At 48.8% G+C, this 21,417-nt stretch carries 23 protein-coding genes; 22 read left to right on the forward strand and 1 reads right to left on the reverse strand.

Annotated elements, in window-relative coordinates:
• The first annotated feature begins 106 nt into the window (after positions 1-106).
• The 10 genes from ACLTOH_RS13175 (at position 107) to ACLTOH_RS13220 (ending at position 7,563) form a co-directional block, all read left to right on the forward strand.
• The gene (locus ACLTOH_RS13175) at positions 107-598 is read left to right on the forward strand and encodes a hypothetical protein (protein WP_118504823.1); all 492 of its coding nucleotides are present in this window, start codon (positions 107-109) and stop codon (positions 596-598) included.
• A 130-nt stretch (positions 599-728) separates the two neighbouring features.
• On the forward strand, positions 729-1,463 hold the full coding sequence (locus tag ACLTOH_RS13180) for a DUF6796 family protein (protein ID WP_412224238.1): 735 nt from the start codon (positions 729-731) through the stop codon (positions 1,461-1,463).
• Positions 1,460-2,092 (forward strand): L-2-amino-thiazoline-4-carboxylic acid hydrolase, encoded by a 633-nt coding sequence (locus tag ACLTOH_RS13185; protein WP_412224239.1) that lies wholly within the window; start codon positions 1,460-1,462, stop codon positions 2,090-2,092. Before ACLTOH_RS13180 ends, ACLTOH_RS13185 begins: the two co-directional genes overlap by 4 nt.
• Positions 2,093-2,098: 6 nt before the next feature.
• Positions 2,099-2,380: a hypothetical protein gene (locus ACLTOH_RS13190; protein ID WP_412224240.1), complete on the forward strand. Its 282-nt coding sequence runs from the start codon at positions 2,099-2,101 to the stop codon at positions 2,378-2,380.
• Between the two features lie 239 nt (positions 2,381-2,619).
• Entirely contained in the window at positions 2,620-3,066 is a 447-nt protein-coding gene (locus ACLTOH_RS13195) for a helix-turn-helix domain-containing protein (protein WP_412222645.1), read from the forward strand.
• Complete coding sequence (locus ACLTOH_RS13200; RefSeq protein ID WP_117465493.1) at positions 3,045-4,397, forward strand: MATE family efflux transporter; 1,353 nt, start codon at positions 3,045-3,047, stop codon at positions 4,395-4,397. Before ACLTOH_RS13195 ends, ACLTOH_RS13200 begins: the two co-directional genes overlap by 22 nt.
• Positions 4,398-4,605: 208 nt before the next feature.
• Positions 4,606-5,235, forward strand: coding sequence for a non-canonical purine NTP pyrophosphatase (locus ACLTOH_RS13205; protein WP_412224241.1), 630 nt, complete (start codon positions 4,606-4,608; stop codon positions 5,233-5,235).
• A gap of 42 nt (positions 5,236-5,277) precedes the next feature.
• Entirely contained in the window at positions 5,278-6,105 is an 828-nt protein-coding gene (locus tag ACLTOH_RS13210) for a YhfC family intramembrane metalloprotease (RefSeq protein ID WP_337417008.1), read from the forward strand.
• A gap of 107 nt (positions 6,106-6,212) precedes the next feature.
• On the forward strand, positions 6,213-7,055 hold the full coding sequence (locus ACLTOH_RS13215; protein ID WP_337417009.1) for an HD domain-containing protein: 843 nt from the start codon (positions 6,213-6,215) through the stop codon (positions 7,053-7,055).
• A 253-nt stretch (positions 7,056-7,308) separates the two neighbouring features.
• On the forward strand, positions 7,309-7,563 hold the full coding sequence (locus ACLTOH_RS13220) for a hypothetical protein (protein ID WP_022153493.1): 255 nt from the start codon (positions 7,309-7,311) through the stop codon (positions 7,561-7,563).
• On the opposite strand, the gene ymfI is transcribed toward ACLTOH_RS13220, so the two are convergent.
• Positions 7,538-8,272 (reverse strand): elongation factor P 5-aminopentanone reductase, encoded by a 735-nt coding sequence (ymfI, locus tag ACLTOH_RS13225; RefSeq protein ID WP_117568772.1) that lies wholly within the window; start codon positions 8,270-8,272, stop codon positions 7,538-7,540. The two genes, ACLTOH_RS13220 and ymfI, sit on opposite strands and share 26 nt — an antisense overlap.
• Before the next feature lie 219 nt (positions 8,273-8,491).
• On the opposite strand from ymfI, the gene trxB reads away from it, so the two are divergent.
• The 12 genes from trxB to mtnA all read left to right on the forward strand — a co-directional run bounded on the left by trxB (position 8,492) and on the right by mtnA (position 21,414).
• Positions 8,492-9,406, forward strand: coding sequence for a thioredoxin-disulfide reductase (gene trxB / locus ACLTOH_RS13230; RefSeq protein ID WP_118504838.1), 915 nt, complete (start codon positions 8,492-8,494; stop codon positions 9,404-9,406).
• A gap of 284 nt (positions 9,407-9,690) precedes the next feature.
• On the forward strand, positions 9,691-10,881 hold the full coding sequence (locus ACLTOH_RS13235) for a C40 family peptidase (protein WP_118537757.1): 1,191 nt from the start codon (positions 9,691-9,693) through the stop codon (positions 10,879-10,881).
• Between the two features lie 631 nt (positions 10,882-11,512).
• A complete protein-coding gene (gene hpf, locus ACLTOH_RS13240; protein WP_022313187.1) occupies positions 11,513-12,040 on the forward strand; it encodes a ribosome hibernation-promoting factor, HPF/YfiA family in 528 nt (175 codons plus the stop codon).
• Positions 12,041-12,205: 165 nt separating this feature from the next.
• A complete protein-coding gene (locus ACLTOH_RS13245; protein ID WP_118504864.1) occupies positions 12,206-13,246 on the forward strand; it encodes a M23 family metallopeptidase in 1,041 nt (346 codons plus the stop codon).
• Positions 13,247-13,404: 158 nt separating this feature from the next.
• On the forward strand, positions 13,405-14,589 hold the full coding sequence (locus ACLTOH_RS13250; protein ID WP_022313185.1) for an acetyl-CoA C-acetyltransferase: 1,185 nt from the start codon (positions 13,405-13,407) through the stop codon (positions 14,587-14,589).
• Positions 14,590-14,678: 89 nt separating this feature from the next.
• Positions 14,679-15,503: an enoyl-CoA hydratase-related protein gene (locus tag ACLTOH_RS13255; protein ID WP_412222641.1), complete on the forward strand. Its 825-nt coding sequence runs from the start codon at positions 14,679-14,681 to the stop codon at positions 15,501-15,503.
• Between the two features lie 55 nt (positions 15,504-15,558).
• On the forward strand, positions 15,559-16,431 hold the full coding sequence (locus ACLTOH_RS13260) for a 3-hydroxyacyl-CoA dehydrogenase NAD-binding domain-containing protein (protein ID WP_349212421.1): 873 nt from the start codon (positions 15,559-15,561) through the stop codon (positions 16,429-16,431).
• Positions 16,432-16,528: 97 nt separating this feature from the next.
• Positions 16,529-17,695, forward strand: coding sequence for an acyl-CoA dehydrogenase (locus ACLTOH_RS13265; protein WP_022313182.1), 1,167 nt, complete (start codon positions 16,529-16,531; stop codon positions 17,693-17,695).
• Between the two features lie 51 nt (positions 17,696-17,746).
• Complete coding sequence (locus ACLTOH_RS13270) at positions 17,747-18,532, forward strand: electron transfer flavoprotein subunit beta/FixA family protein (protein WP_022313181.1); 786 nt, start codon at positions 17,747-17,749, stop codon at positions 18,530-18,532.
• A gap of 15 nt (positions 18,533-18,547) precedes the next feature.
• Positions 18,548-19,609: an electron transfer flavoprotein subunit alpha/FixB family protein gene (locus ACLTOH_RS13275; protein ID WP_412222647.1), complete on the forward strand. Its 1,062-nt coding sequence runs from the start codon at positions 18,548-18,550 to the stop codon at positions 19,607-19,609.
• 174 nt (positions 19,610-19,783) lie between these two features.
• Positions 19,784-20,275, forward strand: coding sequence for a Cys-tRNA(Pro) deacylase (gene ybaK, locus ACLTOH_RS13280; protein ID WP_412222648.1), 492 nt, complete (start codon positions 19,784-19,786; stop codon positions 20,273-20,275).
• A gap of 44 nt (positions 20,276-20,319) precedes the next feature.
• Positions 20,320-21,414: an S-methyl-5-thioribose-1-phosphate isomerase gene (gene mtnA / locus ACLTOH_RS13285; protein ID WP_412222649.1), complete on the forward strand. Its 1,095-nt coding sequence runs from the start codon at positions 20,320-20,322 to the stop codon at positions 21,412-21,414.
• Positions 21,415-21,417: the final 3 nt, after the last annotated feature.

Consider the following 21,417-nt stretch of genomic DNA (forward strand, 5'->3'; position numbering starts at 1 on the left):
GCGTGGACGGCTGCCGATGCGACTATACCATCTGCGGCGATAAGGATCCATACGTAAAGGAACATCCCGAATACCGGGATGAAAACGGATACAGGAGGAATAAGTAATGCTTTTACAGGTGATTCTGGAAGGTCTTGGGTTGGGGGCTTTGCTGGCTCTTGTCTGTGCTGTGGGCATCCGCAAGGGGGCTGTTGGGATGGTGCATCTCTACAGCCCGGCAGTGCAGCAGCGGTGCGTGAAGCTGGGACTTACGACACACGAGAAAATCAAGCGCAATTCTCAACTTTTCAAAGCTGTTTGCATTCCCGGCTATATTGGTTATGTGCTGGTCTGTGTCTATGGGATAAACGGTGCGAAAGGCTTTGCGGCGGGCTTCTGGCAGCTGCTTGTCATCTTGTCCGTTATGAATCTCATTGACCGCTTTTTGATCGATGGCTACTGGGTGGGGCACACGAACGCATGGACGATTCCCGGAACAGAAGATCTGAAGCCCTACATTACTGCAAAAGACAAGCAGAAAAAGTGGCTTTTCGGCACGGTGGGTATGGCAGGTATAGCAGCGGTGCTGGCGGTCCTTATGACGGCTTTTATTCACTGAGGAAAGGGGAGACAATGAAGTTTAAGACATTGGGAAATCGGAATGCTCCCGCTGTTTTGTTTTTTCATGCAAGGGTCGGTGACGGCATGATGAAAATGCAGATCGTGAAGATCGGATTTGGAGGCAAGCAATGAAAATGAGCAAAGAAAAACGAGCACTCATCGCAGGTATGATTGGATGCCTTTTATATGTGATCGGCGACTTTTTATTTGCGGCGACCGGGAAAAGCCAAAGCACAGAATCCATTGGGCTGATGGTCAAGGTCGCCTATCTTGATATGGCAACATGGCGCATGGTGGTCAGCATCATCTGCGGTGTTCTCGGAACGGCACTCTATTACATCGGTTTTCACCAGATGTGGAAGCTTTTGAAGCAACGCCTCACCCAACCGAAGCAGCAGAAATGGGTCAAGCTATTTCAAATCGCCTATCTCACCGGCACGGTCTGCTGGGGCTATGTTCATGCTGTGTTCATGAATGTGGCGCTGATCTTCAAGTTTACCTTTGAGAAATACGGCGATATGCAGGCAGCAGCTGAAATTGCCAACAAGGTGTTTTACTGCAACGCCGCGCCGTTGCTGGCAGCATATATCCTGTGTGATGTACTTCTTTCCGTCGTGATGCTCGTTATGATCTGGAAAAGAATGCTCCCGCTGAAAAACACAGCACAGCGGATATTGGCATCCTTCTGTAACCCCATCGTTTTTACGGGGATTGTGGGAAATCTCTTCACGCTTCTGCCGTGGCCGCTGGATCAGATCGATCACGGCACGGAATCCGCCGGACACCTGCTGGTTTTGATATTGGGGCTGGTGTTGCTGCGGGAGAAGGCAAAATGCGTAGAATGTAAGGAGGCAGTGCAATGAAATACATGGGTATGCCAATGGGAATGTGGGCGTTGTTTGCAGGCTCATTCCAAAAGCAGTTGACGGCGGTGTTCGGCTATGATGCCGATGCGGCACAAGCAATCACGAAAAAAGCAAAGCCGAAGTACAAAGCAATCATTGCAGACCTGCCGGAGTTTGAAAAATCGGACCGCTTCAAGATGAACATCGTCAACTGCGCAATGCTCGGCGCGTTCATTCTCTCCATGCCGCAACGCCCAGAGGTGGACAGGCTGACGGATTACTACGCAAGATCCATGATGACAAAGCCCATGCAGTGGTTCTGCCGCAAAAGCGGAAAAAGCAAGTTCACCCCAAAGGATATTGCCGCTATGAAAGCCACTGCCGCCCTGAAAGCCGCCGACCGCAACCCCTATTCGTGGAACATGGAGTTTTACGAATACCCGGATGGCAGCGGCTACGAGGGACGCTTTACCAAGTGCGGCATCTGTGTGCTGATGAAGGAGCTGGGGCTGTACGACCTGACCCCTGCTTTGTGCTGTCTGGACTACACCATGAGCGAAGCGGGCGGCGTGACAAATTTTGTGCGGCAGTACACCCTTGCCTCCGGCGGGCCCTACTGCGACTGCGGATACAAAAAGAAAGGGTAACGGACGATGAAGAGGAAGGAAACCTATCTTTCCCGTGATTTCCGGGAGACTGCGGCACAGCGCTTTCCCGCGCGGGCAAAGGAACTGAACACCGCTTTCGATATGCGCCTGAGTGCGCTGCTGGCTGAAAATGCAGATGCAAGCAAGGAAAAGCAATACCACCTCAAGCGGCAGATCTTGCCGGGCATTGCGGCCTACGAGACCTTGCAGCGGGTCATGCCGAAACGCGGGATCTTGGCGTGTTTGGCAAGCTGCGCAACTGTTCGACATGATTCTGTTCCACACTAGGGTATGCGAGAATGGGAAGAAGATGGAGCAACCCTTGGAGAATAAGTGATGAACAATGTTCTGGGGAATGGCCCTTTGATCAGGACAAGGTGTACGGGGGATTTCTAAGAGAAAATCAAATCGGAAATGCAGGATTGGCCTGGAGAACAGAAGATTGTGCAGGAAATCTTGAAAGAGGACGAGCAGAAGAAAGAGAAGCTGCATGAGCAGGAAGAAGAAAATAGACAGAGCAGTTGACGATGGAATATCCGGTGCAGTGTGGGTGTAATGTTCATGTTGCATCGGGCTTTTTTTGCGTAAAAATAATATTTGATAATGTTGATTTTCAACTGTTCTTAACTCAAATATTGTATCTTAACTCAAAAAGAGTTAAGATTGGAGGCGAACAGGAACTATCTACAAGTCAAGCCGCGAAGAACTTGGAACTGACACCTACTTCTATATCAAGGGCATCGAAACAGCTTGAAGAAATGGGATTGCTGCATATAAAGAAAGAAGGTGTGCCGCAGTTTTATCGGTTTAGTCACCCAATTACAAATCAGTATCCTGCGATGATTGAACTTTTCACGCGAAAGCTGGATGCCATCCAACTTCCAGAAGATGCAGATGAACGAGTTGAAGAAGCCATGGAAGAATGCGGAAGGAACTATGGAGGAATAGGATCATGTCAAAAGATGAGTATTTAATAACCGATGCGCCGCTGAAAGCGCTGACGGTTTTTGCAATGCCGATGATTCTCGGCAGTTTTTTTCAGCAGGTATACAATATGGCTGACTCCATTATCGTCGGTCAGTTTGTGGGTTCCTCTGCACTGGCAGCGGTGGGTGCCTGTGCAGCCCTGACGAATGTTTTCATTTGTGTGGCACTGGGTGCCGGTGTCGGTGCTGGTGTGCTTGTGAGCCGCTGTTTCGGCGCTAAAGAGTATGGCAAAATGAAAACCATTGTGTCTACGTCGCTGATCAGCTTTTTGCTTCTGAGCATCCTCCTTGGTATCTTTGGTTTTTGCTTTTCCCATGCGATGATGAGCGGGTTACAGACTCCTGCCGATATTTTAGAGGAAGCGGTACTGTACTTGCGGGTCTATTTTGTGGGCTTTCCGTTTTTGTTCATGTACAATATTCTCTCCACCATGTTCACTTCCATCGGTGAATCAAAAATTCCGCTGGGGCTGCTGATCTTTTCATCCATCCTGAATATTGTGATGGATCTTTGGATGGTAGCCGGTCTGGGGCTTGGTGTATTCGGTGCGGCGCTTGCAACTCTGATTGCCCAGGGAATTTCCGCTGTTTTTTCACTTTTGATTTTCTTATACCGGATGCGGCGATACCAAAGCCCGTTTCAGTGGTTTGACGGGCGTAAGCTGCGCTCGATGCTTCGGATCGCAGTGCCCTCGGTTTTGCAGCAGTCTACCGTGTCGATCGGAATGATGATCGTACAGGCAGTGGTAAATCCCTTCGGCACACAGGCTCTTGCAGGATATGCGGCGACGATGCGGGTGGAGAACGTATTTTCCCTGATCTTCGTGTCCATCGGTAATGCAGTTTCGCCGTATGTTTCCCAGAACCTTGGGGCAGGCAGAACCGAACGCATCAAAAAAGGCTATCATGCGGCATTGTTGTTGGACGTGTGCTTTGCGGCACTTGCCTTCCTTGTCATTGAAACGCTGCACACGCAGATTTCCTCGTTATTTCTTGGAAAAGACGGAACAGCTCTGGCCTATCAGGTGTCAGGAGATTATATGAGATGGCTTGGTTACTTCTTTATCTTCATGGGGATTAAAATGGCGACCGATGGAGTTCTTCGCGGACTGGGAATCATGCGGCCATTCCTCATTGCCAATATGGTAAACCTTGCGATTCGCTTGTCTGTGGCTTTGATCTGTGCACCGCGTTTTGGCATTGACTTTGTCTGGCTTGCCGTGCCGGCCGGCTGGCTTGCCAATTTCCTGGTTTCCTATGCGGCACTCAGAAAATCCTGGCCGGGCGAGAAAGTGGAGCCATCTCGAATATTTTCATAATCCTTGAAAATGTCCTTGAAATATGTCATCATTAGTTCATGGAATGCAAAAACATAAAAGGTTTAGAAAGAGCAGGTATCATATATGAAAAAGAAGATCATTGTTGCAGTAGTGGTAGTTGTTGTGATTTTGGCGGCGATTGCGATTATCTCTGTCCTGGCACAGACACCGGCACTGATCTGACCGGAAAGGAAGCAGGACATTGCTTATGAAACTGTTATACGGTACCGGCAATCCAGCCAAGGCAGCTGCCATGCAGAACCGCATAGCCGGACTTGGCATTGAACTGATCAGTCTGCAGGATCTGCGGGCACAGGGGATGAAAATTCCCGATGTCCCGGAGACAGGCAATACGCCTCTGGAGAATGCCAGGCAGAAGGTCCATGCTTATTATGAAGCTTTTCGTATGCCTGTATTTTCCTGTGATTCCGGGTTGTATTTTGAAGATGTCCCGGAGGCGGTCCAGCCCGGGGTACATGTGCGTACGGTGAATGGTGTGTATCTGACGGATGAGCAGATGCTGGAGCACTATATCGGACTGGTCAAACGCTATGGAAGGCTTACGGCAAAATACCGCAATGCTATCTGCTATGTGCAGGATGAGGAACATGTATATGAGGCGATGGAGCCTGACATGGAAAGTGAGAAATTCTGGCTGACGGATGTACCCCACAGCAGCATCCGCAGAGAGGGGTTTCCGCTGGACAGCATTTCCCTGGATCCCGGAACCGGGAAATATTTCTATGATCTGCCTGAGACGGCGGTGGATCAGGTGGCGGTAGAGGAAGGTTTTCTTACCTTTTTCCGGAGAATCTTACAAGAGGGAACGGTGAAATAACAGGTGCGCAGAGCGTCCCGTGGCGCTCAGATAGGAGAATATATGGCAGTTGAGAGTGTAACGGAAACAGCAATGATCTGGGGAACCGTAAGCGGTGCAAGCATGTTGGGAATGGTGATATCTCTGCTATTATCCGTGGGTTTACCCATATTTTTAGGTATCTTTATCTATAAGAAGACAAAGGCGTGGGTGCCGGCATTTTTCATCGGCTGCGGTATCTTCGTGGGCTTTGCCATGATCTTAGAGCAGATCTGTCATGCCATTGTGCTGACGGTGACCGGAGACGTGATCCGGGACAATATCTGGCTGTATGCGATTTACGGTGGGCTTGCAGCAGCACTTTTTGAGGAGTGTGGCCGGTGGATTGCCATGAAATTCTGCCTGAAAAAACATCTTACCCGGGAAAATGCATTGATGTACGGCGCCGGACATGGCGGCATTGAGGCTTTTCTGATCCTTGGTATGTCTTCTATGAGCAATCTCCTTACCGCAGCCATGATTAACGGTGGCCTGATGGAGAAGACTATGACGGCATTGGAGCCCGCACAACAGGAGGTGACCTACCATCAGCTCTCTGTTCTCTGGACCACGCCGGCTTACCAGTTCTACCTCGCACCGATGGAGCGAATCAGTGCGATCGCCCTGCAGATCGCGTTGTCGATTCTTGTATACAGTGCGGTGAAGACAGGCAGAAAGCTGCATTTGGCAGCAGCCTTCGGACTGCATTTTGCAGTGGACTTTCTGACTGTGGTGTGTGCCTCCACGATTCCTACATGGGCATTGGAGCTGGGATTGCTGATGGTGGTTGCAGTGATCTGTGTAGCGGTATACAAGCTGGCCTATGTATCGTCGACAGAGAAAAAGGCCTGACAGAGACAAAAACCATCAGATAAGAAGGAATGGATTTGAAAAAACCGAACAGGTCATGAGTCATGAAACATGATATAAGAGATAAGAGGCAAAAGAGGCAACGAACAATGAAGATCAACAGAGAAAAAGCACTGGCAGCATTTCAGAAATACACGGACCGTTATGACAGCAGCCGGGACATGATCCGCCTGAAAATAGAACACACCTACCGGGTCTGCGGATTGTGTCAGCAGATCGCCAGATCTCTGGACCTTCCGGAGGAAGAGGTGGATATTGCGTGGCTGACCGGACTGCTCCATGATGTGGGACGCTTTGAACAACAGCGGGTATATGGTACCTTCACCGATGCAGATTCCATCGATCATGCGAAATACGGAGCAAGAATTTTATTTGGTAAGGTCTGGGAAGAGAAACACGGACTTGCTTCCGGAAGCGAAGAGAGCCTGCCCGAGGAAGTTCAGGCAGACGCCGGAATCAGTATCCGGGATTTCGTGGAAGATGCTTCCTGCGATGAACTTCTGTGGACAGCGGTATTTTATCACAGCGCCTACCGGATTCCGGAGGGACTGGAGGAACGGACGGCTATGTTCTGCCATATCTTACGGGATGCGGATAAGATCGATATCTTGAAGGTCAATGTAGAATTCCCGCTGGAGGAGATCTACAATGTGGACACCGAGGTATTATATCAGGAGGAAGTGACGCCGGAAGTGTTGCAGAGCTTTGATGAGGAGCACGCTGTACTGCGTTCCCTGAAGAAAACAGCGGTGGACAACGTGGTGGGACATATTTCACTGGTGTACGAGCTGGTCTATCCAGAGAGCTGCCGTATTGTGAAGAGACAGGGGTATCTGGATCGACTGATGAATTTTGAGTCGAAAAATTCTCATACGAGAAAACAGTTCGAGCATATCAGAGAACATATGAGAGAATATCTTGCCGGAAAATAATGTTGGATACCTGACAGAAAGCAAACTGAAAATCTCACGGATGGCGGAGAATACCGTTATTCGTGAGATTTTCATTTACAAAGAGCGAGTTTTCGTTTTGTATATCGCAGATTCCTCCTGCACAGACTAAACAGTAGTACTTGATCGATAACATATGCAAAATTATGTTATCGATCAAGTGCACGATTGTTATGCAAAAACAGGATGCCTGTAAAATGAGGCATCTTCGCAGAACGCGGGAAAGGAGTTTGCAATGGATGGATTGACTGGGGGAAGCGGCGGAACAGAAGCGTTTCCCTTGAATGAACTGCCGGTAGGATTCGGCATGGCGCTGGCGATGAATGAACAGGCCATGCAAGGCTATGCGGCACTGACAGAGACGGAGAAGGAACATCTGATCCTCCGGTGCCGGGATGCTGGATCTAAAGAAGAGATGGAGCGGATCGTGGCATCACTGGTACCGGGAGAATCGGCGGAGAGTGTTATTGCCAGCCTCCGTCAAGAGTAAGGATCTGTCCGGTGAGATAGGTTGGCGCCTGGATGAGCTGGAGGACAAGTTTTGCGACTTCCTCCGGCTGGCCCAGACGGTCGGCGGGAATCTCTTCCCGGAGGGCGTTCATTTCCTCGGGGGAGAAGCAGTGGTTCATGGCAGTATCAATAACACCGCAGGAGATGGCGTTGACCTGGATATTACTGGGAGCCAGCTCCTTGGCCAGTGCTTTGGTGAAGCTGTTCACACCACCCTTGGAGGCGGAGTAAGCCACTTCCATGGAAGCTCCCACATTTCCCCAGACGGAGGAAATATTGATAATGCGTCCGCTGTGCTTCAACAGCATCAGAGGCACTGCCAGACGGCTGGTGTAGAAGCAGGAGCTCAGGTTCGTATTCAGGACATGCTGCCATTCTTCGACACTCATATCCGTGAGCAGACCAATGTAAGAGATTCCGGCGTTGTTGACCAGTACATCCAGATGGTCCAGGGAGGCAAAAACTTTTTTGATGGCAGCGGGTTCCGATGCGTCCGCAGCCATGGCGGTGCAGGTGATGCCATATTTTTCTTCTAAACAGGCAGCCACTTCCTGAAGGTCCGGCAAGGTATGGCTACAGGTGAGGATCAGATGGTAGCCGGCTTCGGCCAGGGCTTCTGCGATGGCCTTACCGATGCCGCGGGAGGCACCGGTGACAAGAGCCAACGGTGCGTTCTTTATTGTATTCATGTAAAGTATCCTTTCTGAATTATTGTTTTTCATTCACGGCGGCAGCCCGGCATAAGTCATCCGCAAAGTCCATCAGCTACCACGGGTTCCGCTATTCTACAGCAAACTTTGGAGATAAAACAGTGCCGGATGCTAAAAACCTGTAAAACGAGTGTAGCACAGATGGACTTGCTTTTCCATAGGGGAACTGCTACACTGGACAAAAGGAGAGTAAAAATTATGTATGATTTGATCATTATCGGTTCCGGTCCCGCAGGGTTGTCAGCTGCAGTCTATGGTAAGAGAGCGGGACTGAATCTACTTATTATAGAAGAAAAGCCCATGAGCGGCGGTCAGATTCTCAATACCTATGAGGTGGATAACTATCTGGGACTTCCCGGCATCAGTGGATTCGATATGGGAATGACGTTCCGGCAGCATGCAGAGAAACTGGGAGCGGAGTTCCTGGAGGCTACGGTACACAGTGTGGAAGAACGAGGCGATTACAAATGCGTCTATGCGGGCAACCAGGAACTGGAGACCCGTACGGTGATCTTTGCCACCGGTGCGGAACATGCCAGATTAGGAGTACCCGGCGAGGAAGAATTGAACGGCATGGGGGTATCCTACTGTGCTACCTGTGACGGTGCCTTTTTCCGGGGCAGAACAGTGGCTGTGGTCGGCGGCGGTGACGTGGCACTGGAAGATGCCATCTATCTGGCAAGAACCTGCGAAAAGGTGTATCTGATCCACAGAAGAGATAGTCTGCGGGGAGCTATGGTATTGCAGGAGGAATTAAAGAGTCTCCCTAATGTGGAGATTCTCTATGACCATGTGGTTACAGAGATCTGTGGCGAGGACATGGTGGAAAAGCTGCGTATCAAAAATGTGAAGACAGAAGCGGAAAAAGATCTGGAGGCAGCAGGCATCTTTATCGCTGTAGGCATCCATCCCAACACGGAACTGCTGCGGGAACTGGTGGCAGTCGGGGAAGACGGTTATATCCCTGCGGATGAGACCGGAGAGACCGGCCGCCCCGGCATTTATGTGGCCGGAGATATCCGTAAGAAACCTCTGCGCCAGGTCGTAACAGCGGTGGCAGACGGTGCCAATGCAGCAGTCAGCGCGGGAAATTACTGCAATCGTTTTCGTTAACAGACACAGATTAGTAATAGATTTATTAAGAAATTCGGAAGAAAACCGAAGAATATTTAAAGAAAAGAGTCACCTTGATGGTGGCTCTTTTTATGTAAAAACACCGCAAACCCGCATGAAATGGGAACTTTTGACAATATTGACAATTAATTCACTATATTGACAAATGGGAGTTCGCGTGATATATTTGTTAACGGATGTAACAAATTCGTAACAAATGATTTGAAAATGTAAAGAAATAAGTTAAGAAATTGAGACAGCTCCAAGAGTTTCAGGAGGATAGAATGGTTCGTAAATCTGTAAAAATTACCGTTTGCACCATGGCAGCGGTTATGGCTTTTTCCGGAATGAATATCACTGCAAATGCAGCAGCATCTTCATCTGTACTGCCCAGCGGCGGTATCGAGCTGACCCTGGCAAAGGGCAACAAGCTGGAGAGCCTTTCCACAGGTACCAACAGCACGAAACAGATTGAAAGCATTATTGAGACTGTGATCCGTGACGATCAGATGGATACCACCCCGGAAGCATCCGAGGAGGAGTCCTTCAAGAATCTGGTAATCGCACAGGTGAATGATTATGTAAATGTAAGAAGCCTGCCCAGTGAGGAAGGTGAGATCGTCGGTAAATTGTATGACGATTCCGTTGGTCTCTTCATTTCCGAAGAGAACGGCTGGTATCAGATTTCTTCCGGTTCCGTAACCGGTTATGTAAAAGCCGAGTACTGTGTGACTGGCGATGAAGCAGTAGAACTTGCCAAGAAGGTAGGAACCCGACTGGCAACCGTTAACACCACCACATTGAAAGTTCGTACCGAGCCTTCGCTGGAAGCATCGGTGCTGGGTCTGGTTCCTCTGGAGGACGATCTGGTAGTATCCGATGAGACCGATGGCTGGGTACAGGTAGATACCGAGGAAGGTCTTGGATGGGTCTCTACAGAATTTGTTTCCCTGCATACGGAATTCGTAGAAGCAGAATCCAAAGAGGAAGAAGCAAAGCGTCTGGCAAAGGAGAAAGAAGAGAGAGAAAGAGCACGTGCCGCAGCGGCAGCCAAGGCAGCCACAAGCAGCAAGAGTTCTGGCTCTTCCAGTAGCGCTCCCGCAGTTACTTATGCGGCCAGCGGAGACAGCGAGATGGGTACCGCAGTTGCCGACTATGCATTACAGTTCGTTGGTAACCCTTATGTATACGGCGGATCCAGCCTGACCAACGGCACCGACTGTTCCGGATTTGTAATGAGTGTATATGCTAACTTCGGTGTAAGTCTGCCTCATTCCTCTTCTGCAGACCGCAGCCAGGGTTCCGCGGTTGACGGACTTGCCAATGCACAGGCAGGGGACCTGATCTGTTACTCCGGCCATGTGGCACTGTATATCGGTAACGGCCAGATCGTTCATGCATCTACCGCCAAGACCGGTATCATCGTATCTAATGCGGATTACAAGAAGGTACTGGCAGTTCGACGGATCTTCTGATTATATAACAGAAAGTACAAGGCACTGTGTGGAAACACACAGTGCTTTTTGTGTATACGATGAGCGAGACTACTCGATTGCACCGTGTCATGTGGTCGGTTTATTTTCCATGTGGACAGGATGCTGTGGGGACAGTGGAACTTAAGTGCCGATAAGGCAAAAAACTATAAGTTGTATAACGAATTGTGCAATTTGTCAAAACATTGTTACGCGATGAAATGGGGATTGACAAAACGGAACTATACAAAGTATACAAAAAAAGTGACACAAACGTAAAAACGACAGAAAAGAAATTTAAATACAAAATAAGTTATCCACATCCAAAATGCCAGAAAATAGGATAAAAGTTACTTATACACCAAGTTATACACATTATCCACAGAAAAACCGGCACTGCAAGAGGGATAAATTTACGAAAAAACAGGAACAAATGTTTTGTGAACATGTAATAAAAATAAAAAAATGACAGGATTTGTCGATTTTAGGGTTGACATACAGAATGTCAAAAACAAGTAAAAAACTTCTTAAATTGTTGCAAAAAGCTGTGCTATTGTGCTATAATGACTATACAATAAATACAAGGGATGCTACATAAAACCTTGTAAATAAATACTTGGAAGGGATGATCAGCATGAAGTTTATTATTGTTGGCAGAAACATCGAAGTTACACCAGGATTAAGAGCAGCAGTGGAGGAAAAGATCGGCAAGCTGGACAAGTATTTCAATCCCGACACAGAAGTACATGTAACATTAAGCGTTGAAAAAGAACGTCAGAAAATTGAGGTGACCATTCCGGTAAAGGGAAGCATTATCCGTTCGGAGCAGGTAAGCAACGATATGTATGTATCCATTGATCTGGTGGAAGAGATCATTGAGAGACAGTTGAAAAAATATAAGAACAAGATCGTTGACAAACAGCAGGCGGCAGCTTCTTTCAGCAAAGCCTATGTAGAGAATGATTACACAGACGATGACGAGATCAAGATCGTTCGTACCAAGAAGTTCGATATCAAGCCCATGTATCCCGAGGATGCCTGCATTCAGATGGAACTGTTGGGACACAACTTCTTCGTATTCTGCAACGCAGAGACAGATCAGGTAAATGTAGTGTACAAGAGAAAGGGCGATACCTACGGACTGATCGAGCCGGAAGTATAAAACCGGACAGAAAATTAAATAAAGACAAATTTACAGCCTGCCGGAGTTTCCGGCAGGCTGTTTTGTTGCATGGGAAATGATATGCCCCGGAGATTTTCGAATTGTCTGAATACCGGAAAAATCAGAAACATAACCTGTAAGGAGGAACTGAGAGCAGGACAGGGAATGGACAGAGAAAAGAGAATGCGGGCATGGATCCGGGCAGAGGTGATGCTTCTGTTTATAATGATGGGAGCATTTCTGCTCCGGGAGACAGGACGGACAGAAAGCATGGAACAGGCGGTGGTCACCGCAACCTCGGCTGCGGGAAAGGATTATATCAAATGGGTGGACTTTACCGTATCCTATGAAGCGCTCTGCCAGGCATATGACTGGGATGTGGATACGTTTGACACGGAACATCATGTGGAGTGGATCCCGCTGCTTGCATATACCGCAGCCAGAACCGGAGGGGAATTTGACAAAAAGGCGCTGAAGATCCTGAATGAGACGGCGGAGAAGCTGGCTGAGGGAGAGGCAGAGATAGAAACTCTCACAAAAGATATGAAATACTATCCGTATTATCTGGAAGCTTACAGCGCGGCGCTGGGAGGACTGGTGGGAGAATACGAGGCAGAGGTGATCGGAGAAGATGGACAGAGCACCTGGCAGAAAAAATACGGATTAAAAGGTTATTGCCCCATTGCGAGAGGATTTGATTATACTCATTATGATGATTTCGGGGCGGGAAGAAGCTACGGATATAAACGAAGGCATCTGGGCCATGACATGATGGGGCTCGTCGGTGTACCTATCATTGCTGTCGAGTCCGGCACTGTGGAAGCCCTGGGCTGGAACCAGTACGGCGGCTGGCGCATTGGTATCCGCAGCTTTGATAATAAGCGCTACTATTACTATGCACATCTGAGGCAGAACTACCCCTATGCGGAAGGACTGGAAGAAGGCAGCGTGGTGACGGCGGGGGATGTGATCGGTTATATGGGACATACCGGTTACAGTACCACAGAAAATGTAAATAATATAGAAGTAACCCATCTGCACTGGGGATTGGAACTGGTCTTTGATGAAGAACAGAAAGAGAGTGACAACGAGATCTGGATCGATGTCTATCCGCTGACCTGTTTTCTGGCAAAACACACGCAGGAAGTGCAGAAAGTAGAGGGAACAAGAGAGTGGATCCGCACTACAAAAATCCGGGAATTCTGATTTCTAAAAATTTCATTTGTTATTTTGTTATTTTTTTGACAAAAGCATTGCAAAACAGATTTCGCTATGTTAAAATGGGGACAGTGAAATGATAAAAAAATAACAATCTACATTTCAGAAAGCAAACCAAACGAAAACAAAAAGTGGAGGACAAACAAATGGCAAAGAAAGTTGTATTAGCAGGCGCTTGCCGTACCGCAATCGGTACCATGGGCGGAACCTTAAGCACAACTCCTGCACCGGAGCTGGGCGCAATCGTTATCAAGGAGGCTCTGAAGAGAGCAGGCGTTGCTCCCGAAGCAGTTGACCAGGTATATATGGGATGTGTAATCCAGGCTGGCCAGGGACAGAACGTAGCACGTCAGGCAGCTATCAAAGCCGGACTTCCCATCGAAGTTCCCGCAGTTACCATGAACGTGGTATGTGGTTCTGGCCTGAACTGTGTGAACCAGGCAGCACAGATGATCATGGCCGGTGATGCAGATATCGTAGTAGCAGGTGGTATGGAGAACATGTCCATGGCTCCTTACGCAATTCCTCAGGGACGTTACGGATATCGTATGGGTAACGCAACCATGGTTGATACCATGATCAAAGATGCACTTTGGGATGCTTTCAATGATTATCATATGATCAAGACCGCAGACAACATCTGCGAAGAGTGGGGACTTACCCGTGAAGAACTGGATGAGTTCGCATTAAAGAGCCAGTTAAAGGCTGAAGAAGCTCAGAAGAACGGCGCCTTCAAGGCAGAGATCGTTCCCGTAGAAGTTAAGAAGAAAAAAGAGACCATCGTATTCGATACCGATGAAGGCCCTCGTCATGGTTCTACCATCGAAGGTCTGGCTAAGCTTCGTGCCATCAATCCCGGTGGATTCGTTACCGCAGGTAACGCTTCCGGTATCAACGACGGTGCAGCAGCTATCGTTGTTATGAGCGAAGAGAAGGCTAAGGAGCTGGGCGTTAAGCCTATGGCTACTTTCGTAGCAGGCGCTCTGGCTGGTGTTCGTCCAGAGGTTATGGGTATCGGTCCTGTAGCTTCTACCAAGAAGGTAATGGCTAAGACCGGTATGAAGATCGAAGACTTCGATATCATCGAGGCTAACGAAGCATTCGCAGCACAGTCCGTAGCAGTTGGTAAGGAACTGGGCATCGATGTAGATAAGCAGCTGAACCCCAACGGTGGTGCTATCGCACTGGGTCATCCCGTAGGAGCTTCCGGATGCCGTATTCTGGTAACTCTGCTGCATGAGATGCAGGCAAGAGGTGCCAAGACCGGTCTGGCTACTCTGTGCATCGGCGGTGGCATGGGCTGCTCCACCATCGTTAAGATCGAGGATTAATTTTATAAATATTCGCTGGGGCGGTAGAATCTCTATCGCCTTAGTGTGGTTTTGAAAACACGAATAGAAATGTGAAATGAGGTAAAAACATGGATTACATTTTGTATGAGCAGAATGGTAATGTGGCAACCATCACCATTAACCGTGAGAAAGCACTGAACGCACTGAATTCTCAGGTGCTGGATGAACTGAACGCCACATTGGATGCAGTAGATCTTGCAACGGTTCGCTGCCTGGTGATCACTGGTGCAGGGGCTAAGTCCTTCGTGGCAGGCGCAGATATCGGAGAGATGAGCAGCCTGACCAAGGCAGAAGGCGAAGCATTCGGTAAGAAGGGTAACGATGTGTTCCGCAAGATTGAAACCTTCCCCATTCCTGTGATCGCAGCTGTCAACGGCTTCGCTCTGGGTGGTGGATGTGAGATCTCCATGAGCTGTGATATCAGAATCTGTTCCGATAACGCAGTATTCGGACAGCCCGAGGTAGGACTGGGAATCACTCCCGGCTTCGGCGGAACCCAGAGACTGGCTCGTCTGGTAGGTGCAGGCATGGCAAAACAGATGATCTACACCGCACGCAATATCAAGGCAGCAGACGCTTACAGAATCGGTCTGGTAAACGAAGTTTACAGCGCAGAAGTAGATGCAGACGGCAATGTGGTAAAGAGTGCACAGGAAGTAATGCTGGCAGCAGCACAGAAGTTGGCAGCCACCATTGCAAAGAATGCTCCCATCGCAGTCCGCAACTGCAAGAAGGCTATTAACGAAGGCCTGGATGCAGATATGGATCAGGCAGTAGTGATCGAAGAGAAGCTGTTCGGTGACTGCTTCGAGACAGAAGATCAGAAGTATGGTATGGCTTTCTTCCTTGACAAGAACAAGGAGAAGGTAAAAGAGCCTTTTCAGAATAAATAGTTATAATAGTTTTTAAAATTAATGATAGAATGTATAGAAAACAGGAGGATTTACCATGAAAGTAGGTATTATCGGTGCAGGTACTATGGGACAGGGCATTGCAAAGGCATTTGCCCAGGTAGACGGATATGAAGTAGCTCTTTGCGATATCAAGCAGGAGTGGGCTGAAGGCGGCAAAGCAAAGATCGTAAAAGGCTATGCAAGACTGGTAGAAAAAGGAAAAATGACCCAGGAAGCAGTTGACGCTATCGTAGCTAAGATCACTCCGGGCCTGAAGGAAGATCTGTGTGCAGACTGCGATCTGATCGTAGAAGCTGCATTTGAGAACATGGAAGTTAAGAAGACCACCTTCGGTGAGCTGGACAAGATCTGCAAGCCCGAGTGTGTATTTGCTTCCAACACTTCCAGCCTTTCCATTACCGAGATCGGCAACGGACTGACCCGTCCTCTGATCGGTATGCACTTCTTCAATCCCGCAGACCGTATGAAGCTGGTTGAGGTAATTGCAGGTGTGAATACTCCCGCAGAGACCGTAGACACCATCAAGAAGATAGCGGAAGAGATCGGCAAGACCCCTGTTCAGGTAAACGAGGCAGCAGGCTTTGTTGTTAACCGTATCCTGATCCCTATGATCAATGAAGCAGCTTTCATCAAGATGGAAGGTGTATCCGATATCGCAGGTATCGACGCAGCTATGAAGCTGGGCGCTAATCATCCCATGGGACCCCTGGAACTGGGCGATTTCGTAGGACTGGATATCTGCCTTGCCATCATGGATGTTCTGTACAACGAGACCGGCGACAGCAAGTATCGTGCATGCCCTCTGATCCGTAAGATGGTACGTGGCGGCAACCTTGGTGTGAAGACGGGCAAGGGCTTCTATGTATACAATGCAGACCGCACCAAGACTCCTGTGGATGCACAGTAGGCAAAAGGTAAAATAACTGTTCGGAGCCGGATACGGCTCTGGACAGTCTAAGTTCATAATTACAACCAAGTATAAATAACAATGGAGGATTAACATCATGGATTTTACATTATCCAAAGAGCATGAGATGGCGAGACAGCTGTTCAAAGAGTTCGCCGAGAACGAAGTAAAACCTCTTGCGCAGGAAGTTGACGAGACCGAAACCTTCCCCAGAGAGACCGTTGAGAAGATGGCTAAGTACGGCTTCATGGGAATTCCCGTTCCCAAGGAGTACGGCGGACAGGGTTGTGATACCCTGACCTACGCTATGTGTGTTGAGGAGCTTTCCAAGGTTTGTGCAACCACCGGCGTTATCGTATCCGCACATACCTCTCTGTGTATCGATCCTATCATGACCTTCGGTACTGAGGATCAGAAGAAGAAATATGTTCCCGATCTGGCAAGCGGCCGTAAGATCGGTGCTTTCGGTCTGACCGAGCCCGGTGCAGGTACCGATGCTCAGGGACAGCAGACTAAGGCTGTATTAGATGGTGACGAGTGGGTCATCAACGGATCCAAGTGCTTCATCACCAACGGTAAAGAAGCTGATGTATATATCGTGATCGCAGTTACCGGTATCGTAGAGAAGAGAGGCAGAAAGATGAAGGAGATTTCTTCCTTTATCGTTGAGAAAGGTACTCCCGGATTTACCTTCGGTACCAAAGAGAAGAAGATGGGTATCAAGGGTTCTTCCACTTACGAGCTGATCTTCACCGACTGCCGTATCCCCAAGGAGAATATGCTTGGTAAGCAGGGACAGGGATTCAAGATCGCAATGCACACTCTGGACGGCGGACGTATCGGTATCGCTTCCCAGGCTCTGGGTATTGCAGAAGGCGCTTTGGAGAGAACCGTTGCTTACACCAAGGAAAGAAAGCAGTTCGGAAAGTCCATTTCCGGATTCCAGAATACACAGTTCCAGCTGGCTGATATGGCTACCAAGGTGGAAGCTGCCAAGATGTTGGTATACAAGGCTGCACGCAAGAAGGACGAGTACAAGACCAATCCTAAGATCTCTTACTCTGTAGAAGCTGCTATGGCTAAGCTGTATGCTGCTGAGGTTGCTATGGAAGTTACTACCAAGGCTGTTCAGCTGCACGGTGGTTACGGTTATATCAGAGAGTACGAAGTTGAACGTATGATGCGTGATGCAAAGATCACCGAGATCTACGAGGGTACTTCCGAAGTTCAGAGAATGGTTATCTCCGCAGATCTGCTGAAATAAGCAAGCAGGCATTTGTCGGAAATTTTATTAGAAAAGTAAGGAGAAAATACAATGAAGATTGTTGTTTGTATTAAGCAGGTGCCCGATACCAAGGGCGGTGTTAAATTCAATCCTGACGGAACTCTTGACAGAGGCGCAATGCTTGCTATCATGAATCCCGATGATAAGGCTGGTCTGGAAGCTGCACTGAAGCTGAAGGACGAGTTCGGCGCAGAAGTTACCGTACTGACCATGGGTCTTCCCAAGGCAGCAGATGCTCTTCGTGAGGCGCTGGCTATGGGCGCTGACAAAGCAATCCTGGTTACCGACAGAGTACTGGGCGGTGCTGATACCTGGGCTACTTCTACTACCATTGCAGGTGCATTGAGAAACCTTGACTATGATCTGATCATTACCGGTCGTCAGGCAATCGATGGTGATACCGCACAGGTTGGTCCTCAGATCGCTGAGCATCTGGGACTTCCCGTAATCTCTTATGCACAGGATATCAAGGTTGAGGGAGACAAGGTGATCGTTCAGAGACAGTATGATGACAGATATCATGTAGTAGAGGCTCAGATGCCCTGCCTGATCACTGCACTGTCCGAACTGAATAAGCCTCGTTATATGACTCCCGGCGGAATCTTCGATGCATGCAAGGCAGAGATCACTACCTGGGGCAGAGCTGATCTGAAAGATGTTGATGACAGCAACCTTGGCCTGAAGGGATCTCCTACCAAGATCGCAAAGGCATCCGATAAGGTTCGTAAGGGCGCAGGTGAGAAGATCGTTCCCGATTCACCTGAAGACGGAGCAGCTTACATTGTGGCTAAATTCAAAGAAAAGCACATCATCTAATATAGGAGGCAAACCATGGTAACCAATAATATTGAAGAATACAAGGGTGTATATGTGTTCGCCCAGCAGGTAGACAATGAGATCAGCGGTATCGCATTGGAGCTGCTCGGCAAAGGTAAAGAGCTGGCTGCAAAGCTGGAGACCGAGGTAACCGCGGTTCTGATCGGTTATAATGTAAAGAATCTGGCAGATAAGCTGGCTGAGTATGGCGCAGATAAGGTAATCCTTGTGGACGATCCCGAACTGGAGACTTACAGAACCGAGCCTTATGCACATGCACTGGCATCTGTTATCGAGAAGTATAAGCCTGAGATCGTTCTGGTAGGTGCAACCGCTATCGGACGTGACCTGGGACCTACCGTTTCCGCAAGAGTTCAGACCGGTCTGACCGCAGACTGTACGGTGCTGGAAATCGGTGATTTCCCTCTCGTTGCTATCCCTGGACAGGAGCAGAAGCACAATCAGCTGCTGATGACCCGTCCTGCATTCGGTGGTAACACCATTGCTACCATCGCCTGCCCTGACAACAGACCTCAGATGGCAACTGTTCGTCCCGGCGTTATGCAGAAGATCGCTCCTATCGCAGGTGCAAAGGCTGTGATCGAAGAGTACAATCCTGGATTTACTCCGAACAACAAATATGTAACCATCAAGGAAGTCGTTAAGGCTGTATCCGATACCGTTGACATCATGGATGCCAAGATCCTGGTATCCGGTGGACGTGGAGTTGGCAGCGCAGAGAACTTCAAGATCCTGGAGGATCTGGCAGAAGTTCTGGGCGGTACCGTATCCTGCTCCCGTGCAGTTGTAGATAACGGCTGGAAGCCCAAGGATCTGCAGGTTGGACAGACCGGTAAGACCGTTCGTCCTCAGATCTACTTCGCAATCGGTATCTCCGGTGCTATTCAGCACGTAGCAGGTATGGAAGAGTCTGATCTTATTGTTGCCATCAATAAGGATGAGACAGCTCCTATCTTCGATGTAGCTGACTACGGTATCGTAGGAGATCTGAACAAGATCGTTCCCGCTCTGACCGAACAGCTGAAGGCTGCAAAGGCTGAGAAGGCAGCGAACTAATTCCGAAGAATAATATATAAGAACTCCGCCTGATTCCCCGGTTTGCCCGGGAGCTGGGCGGAGTTTTTTGCGAAAAAGTAATAAAAGATTCTTATCTTGTACGCTTGCAAGGGTAAGAATTGCATAGTAAAATAAAATAATACTAAGGTTAACAAGAATGTGAGATGATATTTTATGGCAAAACAAAAAGAAGTAAAAACCAACGCCATGCGTATCCTGGAATCCCTGAAGATTCCTTATACCCATCACACCTATGAGTGCGAGGAATTCGTGGATGGGCTTCAGATAGCAGATAAACTGTCCCTGCCCTATGAGCAGGTCTACAAGACGCTGGTCACCGTGGGCAGCAGCAAGAATTATTTTGTATTCGTCATCCCCATTGCGGAGGAACTGGATATGAAAAAAGCAGCGAAATCCGTAGGAGAAAAAAGCGTGGAGATGATCCACGTAAAAGACATCAATGCCATCACCGGCTACATCCGTGGCGGCTGCACAGCCATCGGCATGAAAAAACAGTATGTGACCAGAATTGATGAAAGTGCGAAGACACAGGAAAAAATCTATGTCAGCGGCGGCAGGATCGGCTCTCAGATCCAATTGAAGCCGGATGACCTTGCGAAAGCAGCGAAAGCGGAGTTCGCAGATATTGTCAGACACGAAAATTAATGCATCAAATGTAGCAAAAGGATGCTGAAGATAAAGGAGTACACATGGAAAACCCAAAAAACATCCTCGATTACGATACCATAGCACTGGACGAGGCACAGGATGCGGTGATCATCATAGACCAGACCCTGCTTCCGGGTAAGATCGAACTGATCGCATTACATACGGCACAGGAGATGTGGGATGCTATCTATCTGCTGAAGGTCCGGGGAGCCCCGGCCATCGGTGTAGCGGCAGCACTGGGCATCTACCTGCTGGCGAACCGCATCGAGACGGAAGATTTCGAGGAATTTTATCAGAAATTCACAGAATATAAGCAATATCTGGATTCTTCCAGACCCACCGCAGTTAATCTGTCCTGGGCGCTGAAGCGCATGGATGCTGTGGCTGTAAAGGCTGGCAGAGAAGAGCACAAGACTGTCGCAAAAGTGAAGGAAATCCTGCATGACGAAGCACTGCAGATTCGGGCGGAAGATGTGGAAGTATGTCGAAAAATCGGAGAATTTGGACTGGAACTGGTAAAACCGGGAGATGGTATTCTGACCCACTGTAATGCAGGACAACTTGCAACCGTAAAATACGGTACCGCAACCGCACCGATTTATCTGGGACAGGAGAGAGGTTACAACTTCCATGTATTTGCGGATGAGACCAGACCCCTTTTGCAGGGAGCCAGACTGACAGCATTTGAACTGCATTCCGCAGGCGTGGATGTGACACTGATCTGTGACAATATGTCCGCTTCTGTCATGTCCAAGGGCTGGGTGCAGGCAGTGTTCGTAGGCTGTGACAGAGTGGCAGCCAACGGAGATACTGCGAACAAGATCGGTACCAGCGTGGTGGCAGCAGTGGCAAAACAGTACGGTGTGCCGGTATACATCTGTGCACCGACTTCTACGATTGATATGGCGACTGCCACCGGTGCGGATATCTGCATCGAGCAGCGTAAGGCGGAAGAGGTTACTGAGATGTGGTACAAGGAGCGCGTGGCTCCGGAGGGTGTAAAGGTCTACAATCCGGCATTCGATGTGACGGACCATGAACTGATCGCCGGAATTGTCACGGAATACGGGGTGGCGAGAGCTCCTTATACGGAGAGCCTGAAGGAGATCATGAAACGCAAGGCACAGAGAGGCTGATGG

Origin of the sequence: Waltera sp. (genome assembly GCF_046969025.1) — a bacterium.
Classification (GTDB): domain Bacteria; phylum Bacillota; class Clostridia; order Lachnospirales; family Lachnospiraceae; genus Acetatifactor; species Acetatifactor acetigignens.

What these genes read in the sequence shown, in the direction of transcription:
- ACLTOH_RS13175 (WP_118504823.1), top strand. Translation starts at nt 107, where the DNA reads ATGCTTTTACAGGTGATTCTGGAAGGTCTTGGGTTGGGGGCTTTGCTG.
- ACLTOH_RS13180 (WP_412224238.1), top strand. Translation starts at nt 729, where the DNA reads ATGAAAATGAGCAAAGAAAAACGAGCACTCATCGCAGGTATGATTGGA.
- ACLTOH_RS13185 (WP_412224239.1), top strand. Translation starts at nt 1,460, where the DNA reads ATGAAATACATGGGTATGCCAATGGGAATGTGGGCGTTGTTTGCAGGC.
- ACLTOH_RS13190 (WP_412224240.1), top strand. Translation starts at nt 2,099, where the DNA reads ATGAAGAGGAAGGAAACCTATCTTTCCCGTGATTTCCGGGAGACTGCG.
- ACLTOH_RS13195 (WP_412222645.1), top strand. Translation starts at nt 2,620, where the DNA reads ATGGAATATCCGGTGCAGTGTGGGTGTAATGTTCATGTTGCATCGGGC.
- ACLTOH_RS13200 (WP_117465493.1), top strand. Translation starts at nt 3,045, where the DNA reads ATGTCAAAAGATGAGTATTTAATAACCGATGCGCCGCTGAAAGCGCTG.
- ACLTOH_RS13205 (WP_412224241.1), top strand. Translation starts at nt 4,606, where the DNA reads ATGAAACTGTTATACGGTACCGGCAATCCAGCCAAGGCAGCTGCCATG.
- ACLTOH_RS13210 (WP_337417008.1), top strand. Translation starts at nt 5,278, where the DNA reads ATGGCAGTTGAGAGTGTAACGGAAACAGCAATGATCTGGGGAACCGTA.
- ACLTOH_RS13215 (WP_337417009.1), top strand. Translation starts at nt 6,213, where the DNA reads ATGAAGATCAACAGAGAAAAAGCACTGGCAGCATTTCAGAAATACACG.
- ACLTOH_RS13220 (WP_022153493.1), top strand. Translation starts at nt 7,309, where the DNA reads ATGGATGGATTGACTGGGGGAAGCGGCGGAACAGAAGCGTTTCCCTTG.
- ymfI (WP_117568772.1), bottom strand. Translation starts at nt 8,272, where the DNA reads ATGAATACAATAAAGAACGCACCGTTGGCTCTTGTCACCGGTGCCTCC.
- trxB (WP_118504838.1), top strand. Translation starts at nt 8,492, where the DNA reads ATGTATGATTTGATCATTATCGGTTCCGGTCCCGCAGGGTTGTCAGCT.
- ACLTOH_RS13235 (WP_118537757.1), top strand. Translation starts at nt 9,691, where the DNA reads ATGGTTCGTAAATCTGTAAAAATTACCGTTTGCACCATGGCAGCGGTT.
- hpf (WP_022313187.1), top strand. Translation starts at nt 11,513, where the DNA reads ATGAAGTTTATTATTGTTGGCAGAAACATCGAAGTTACACCAGGATTA.
- ACLTOH_RS13245 (WP_118504864.1), top strand. Translation starts at nt 12,206, where the DNA reads ATGGACAGAGAAAAGAGAATGCGGGCATGGATCCGGGCAGAGGTGATG.
- ACLTOH_RS13250 (WP_022313185.1), top strand. Translation starts at nt 13,405, where the DNA reads ATGGCAAAGAAAGTTGTATTAGCAGGCGCTTGCCGTACCGCAATCGGT.
- ACLTOH_RS13255 (WP_412222641.1), top strand. Translation starts at nt 14,679, where the DNA reads ATGGATTACATTTTGTATGAGCAGAATGGTAATGTGGCAACCATCACC.
- ACLTOH_RS13260 (WP_349212421.1), top strand. Translation starts at nt 15,559, where the DNA reads ATGAAAGTAGGTATTATCGGTGCAGGTACTATGGGACAGGGCATTGCA.
- ACLTOH_RS13265 (WP_022313182.1), top strand. Translation starts at nt 16,529, where the DNA reads ATGGATTTTACATTATCCAAAGAGCATGAGATGGCGAGACAGCTGTTC.
- ACLTOH_RS13270 (WP_022313181.1), top strand. Translation starts at nt 17,747, where the DNA reads ATGAAGATTGTTGTTTGTATTAAGCAGGTGCCCGATACCAAGGGCGGT.
- ACLTOH_RS13275 (WP_412222647.1), top strand. Translation starts at nt 18,548, where the DNA reads ATGGTAACCAATAATATTGAAGAATACAAGGGTGTATATGTGTTCGCC.
- ybaK (WP_412222648.1), top strand. Translation starts at nt 19,784, where the DNA reads ATGGCAAAACAAAAAGAAGTAAAAACCAACGCCATGCGTATCCTGGAA.
- mtnA (WP_412222649.1), top strand. Translation starts at nt 20,320, where the DNA reads ATGGAAAACCCAAAAAACATCCTCGATTACGATACCATAGCACTGGAC.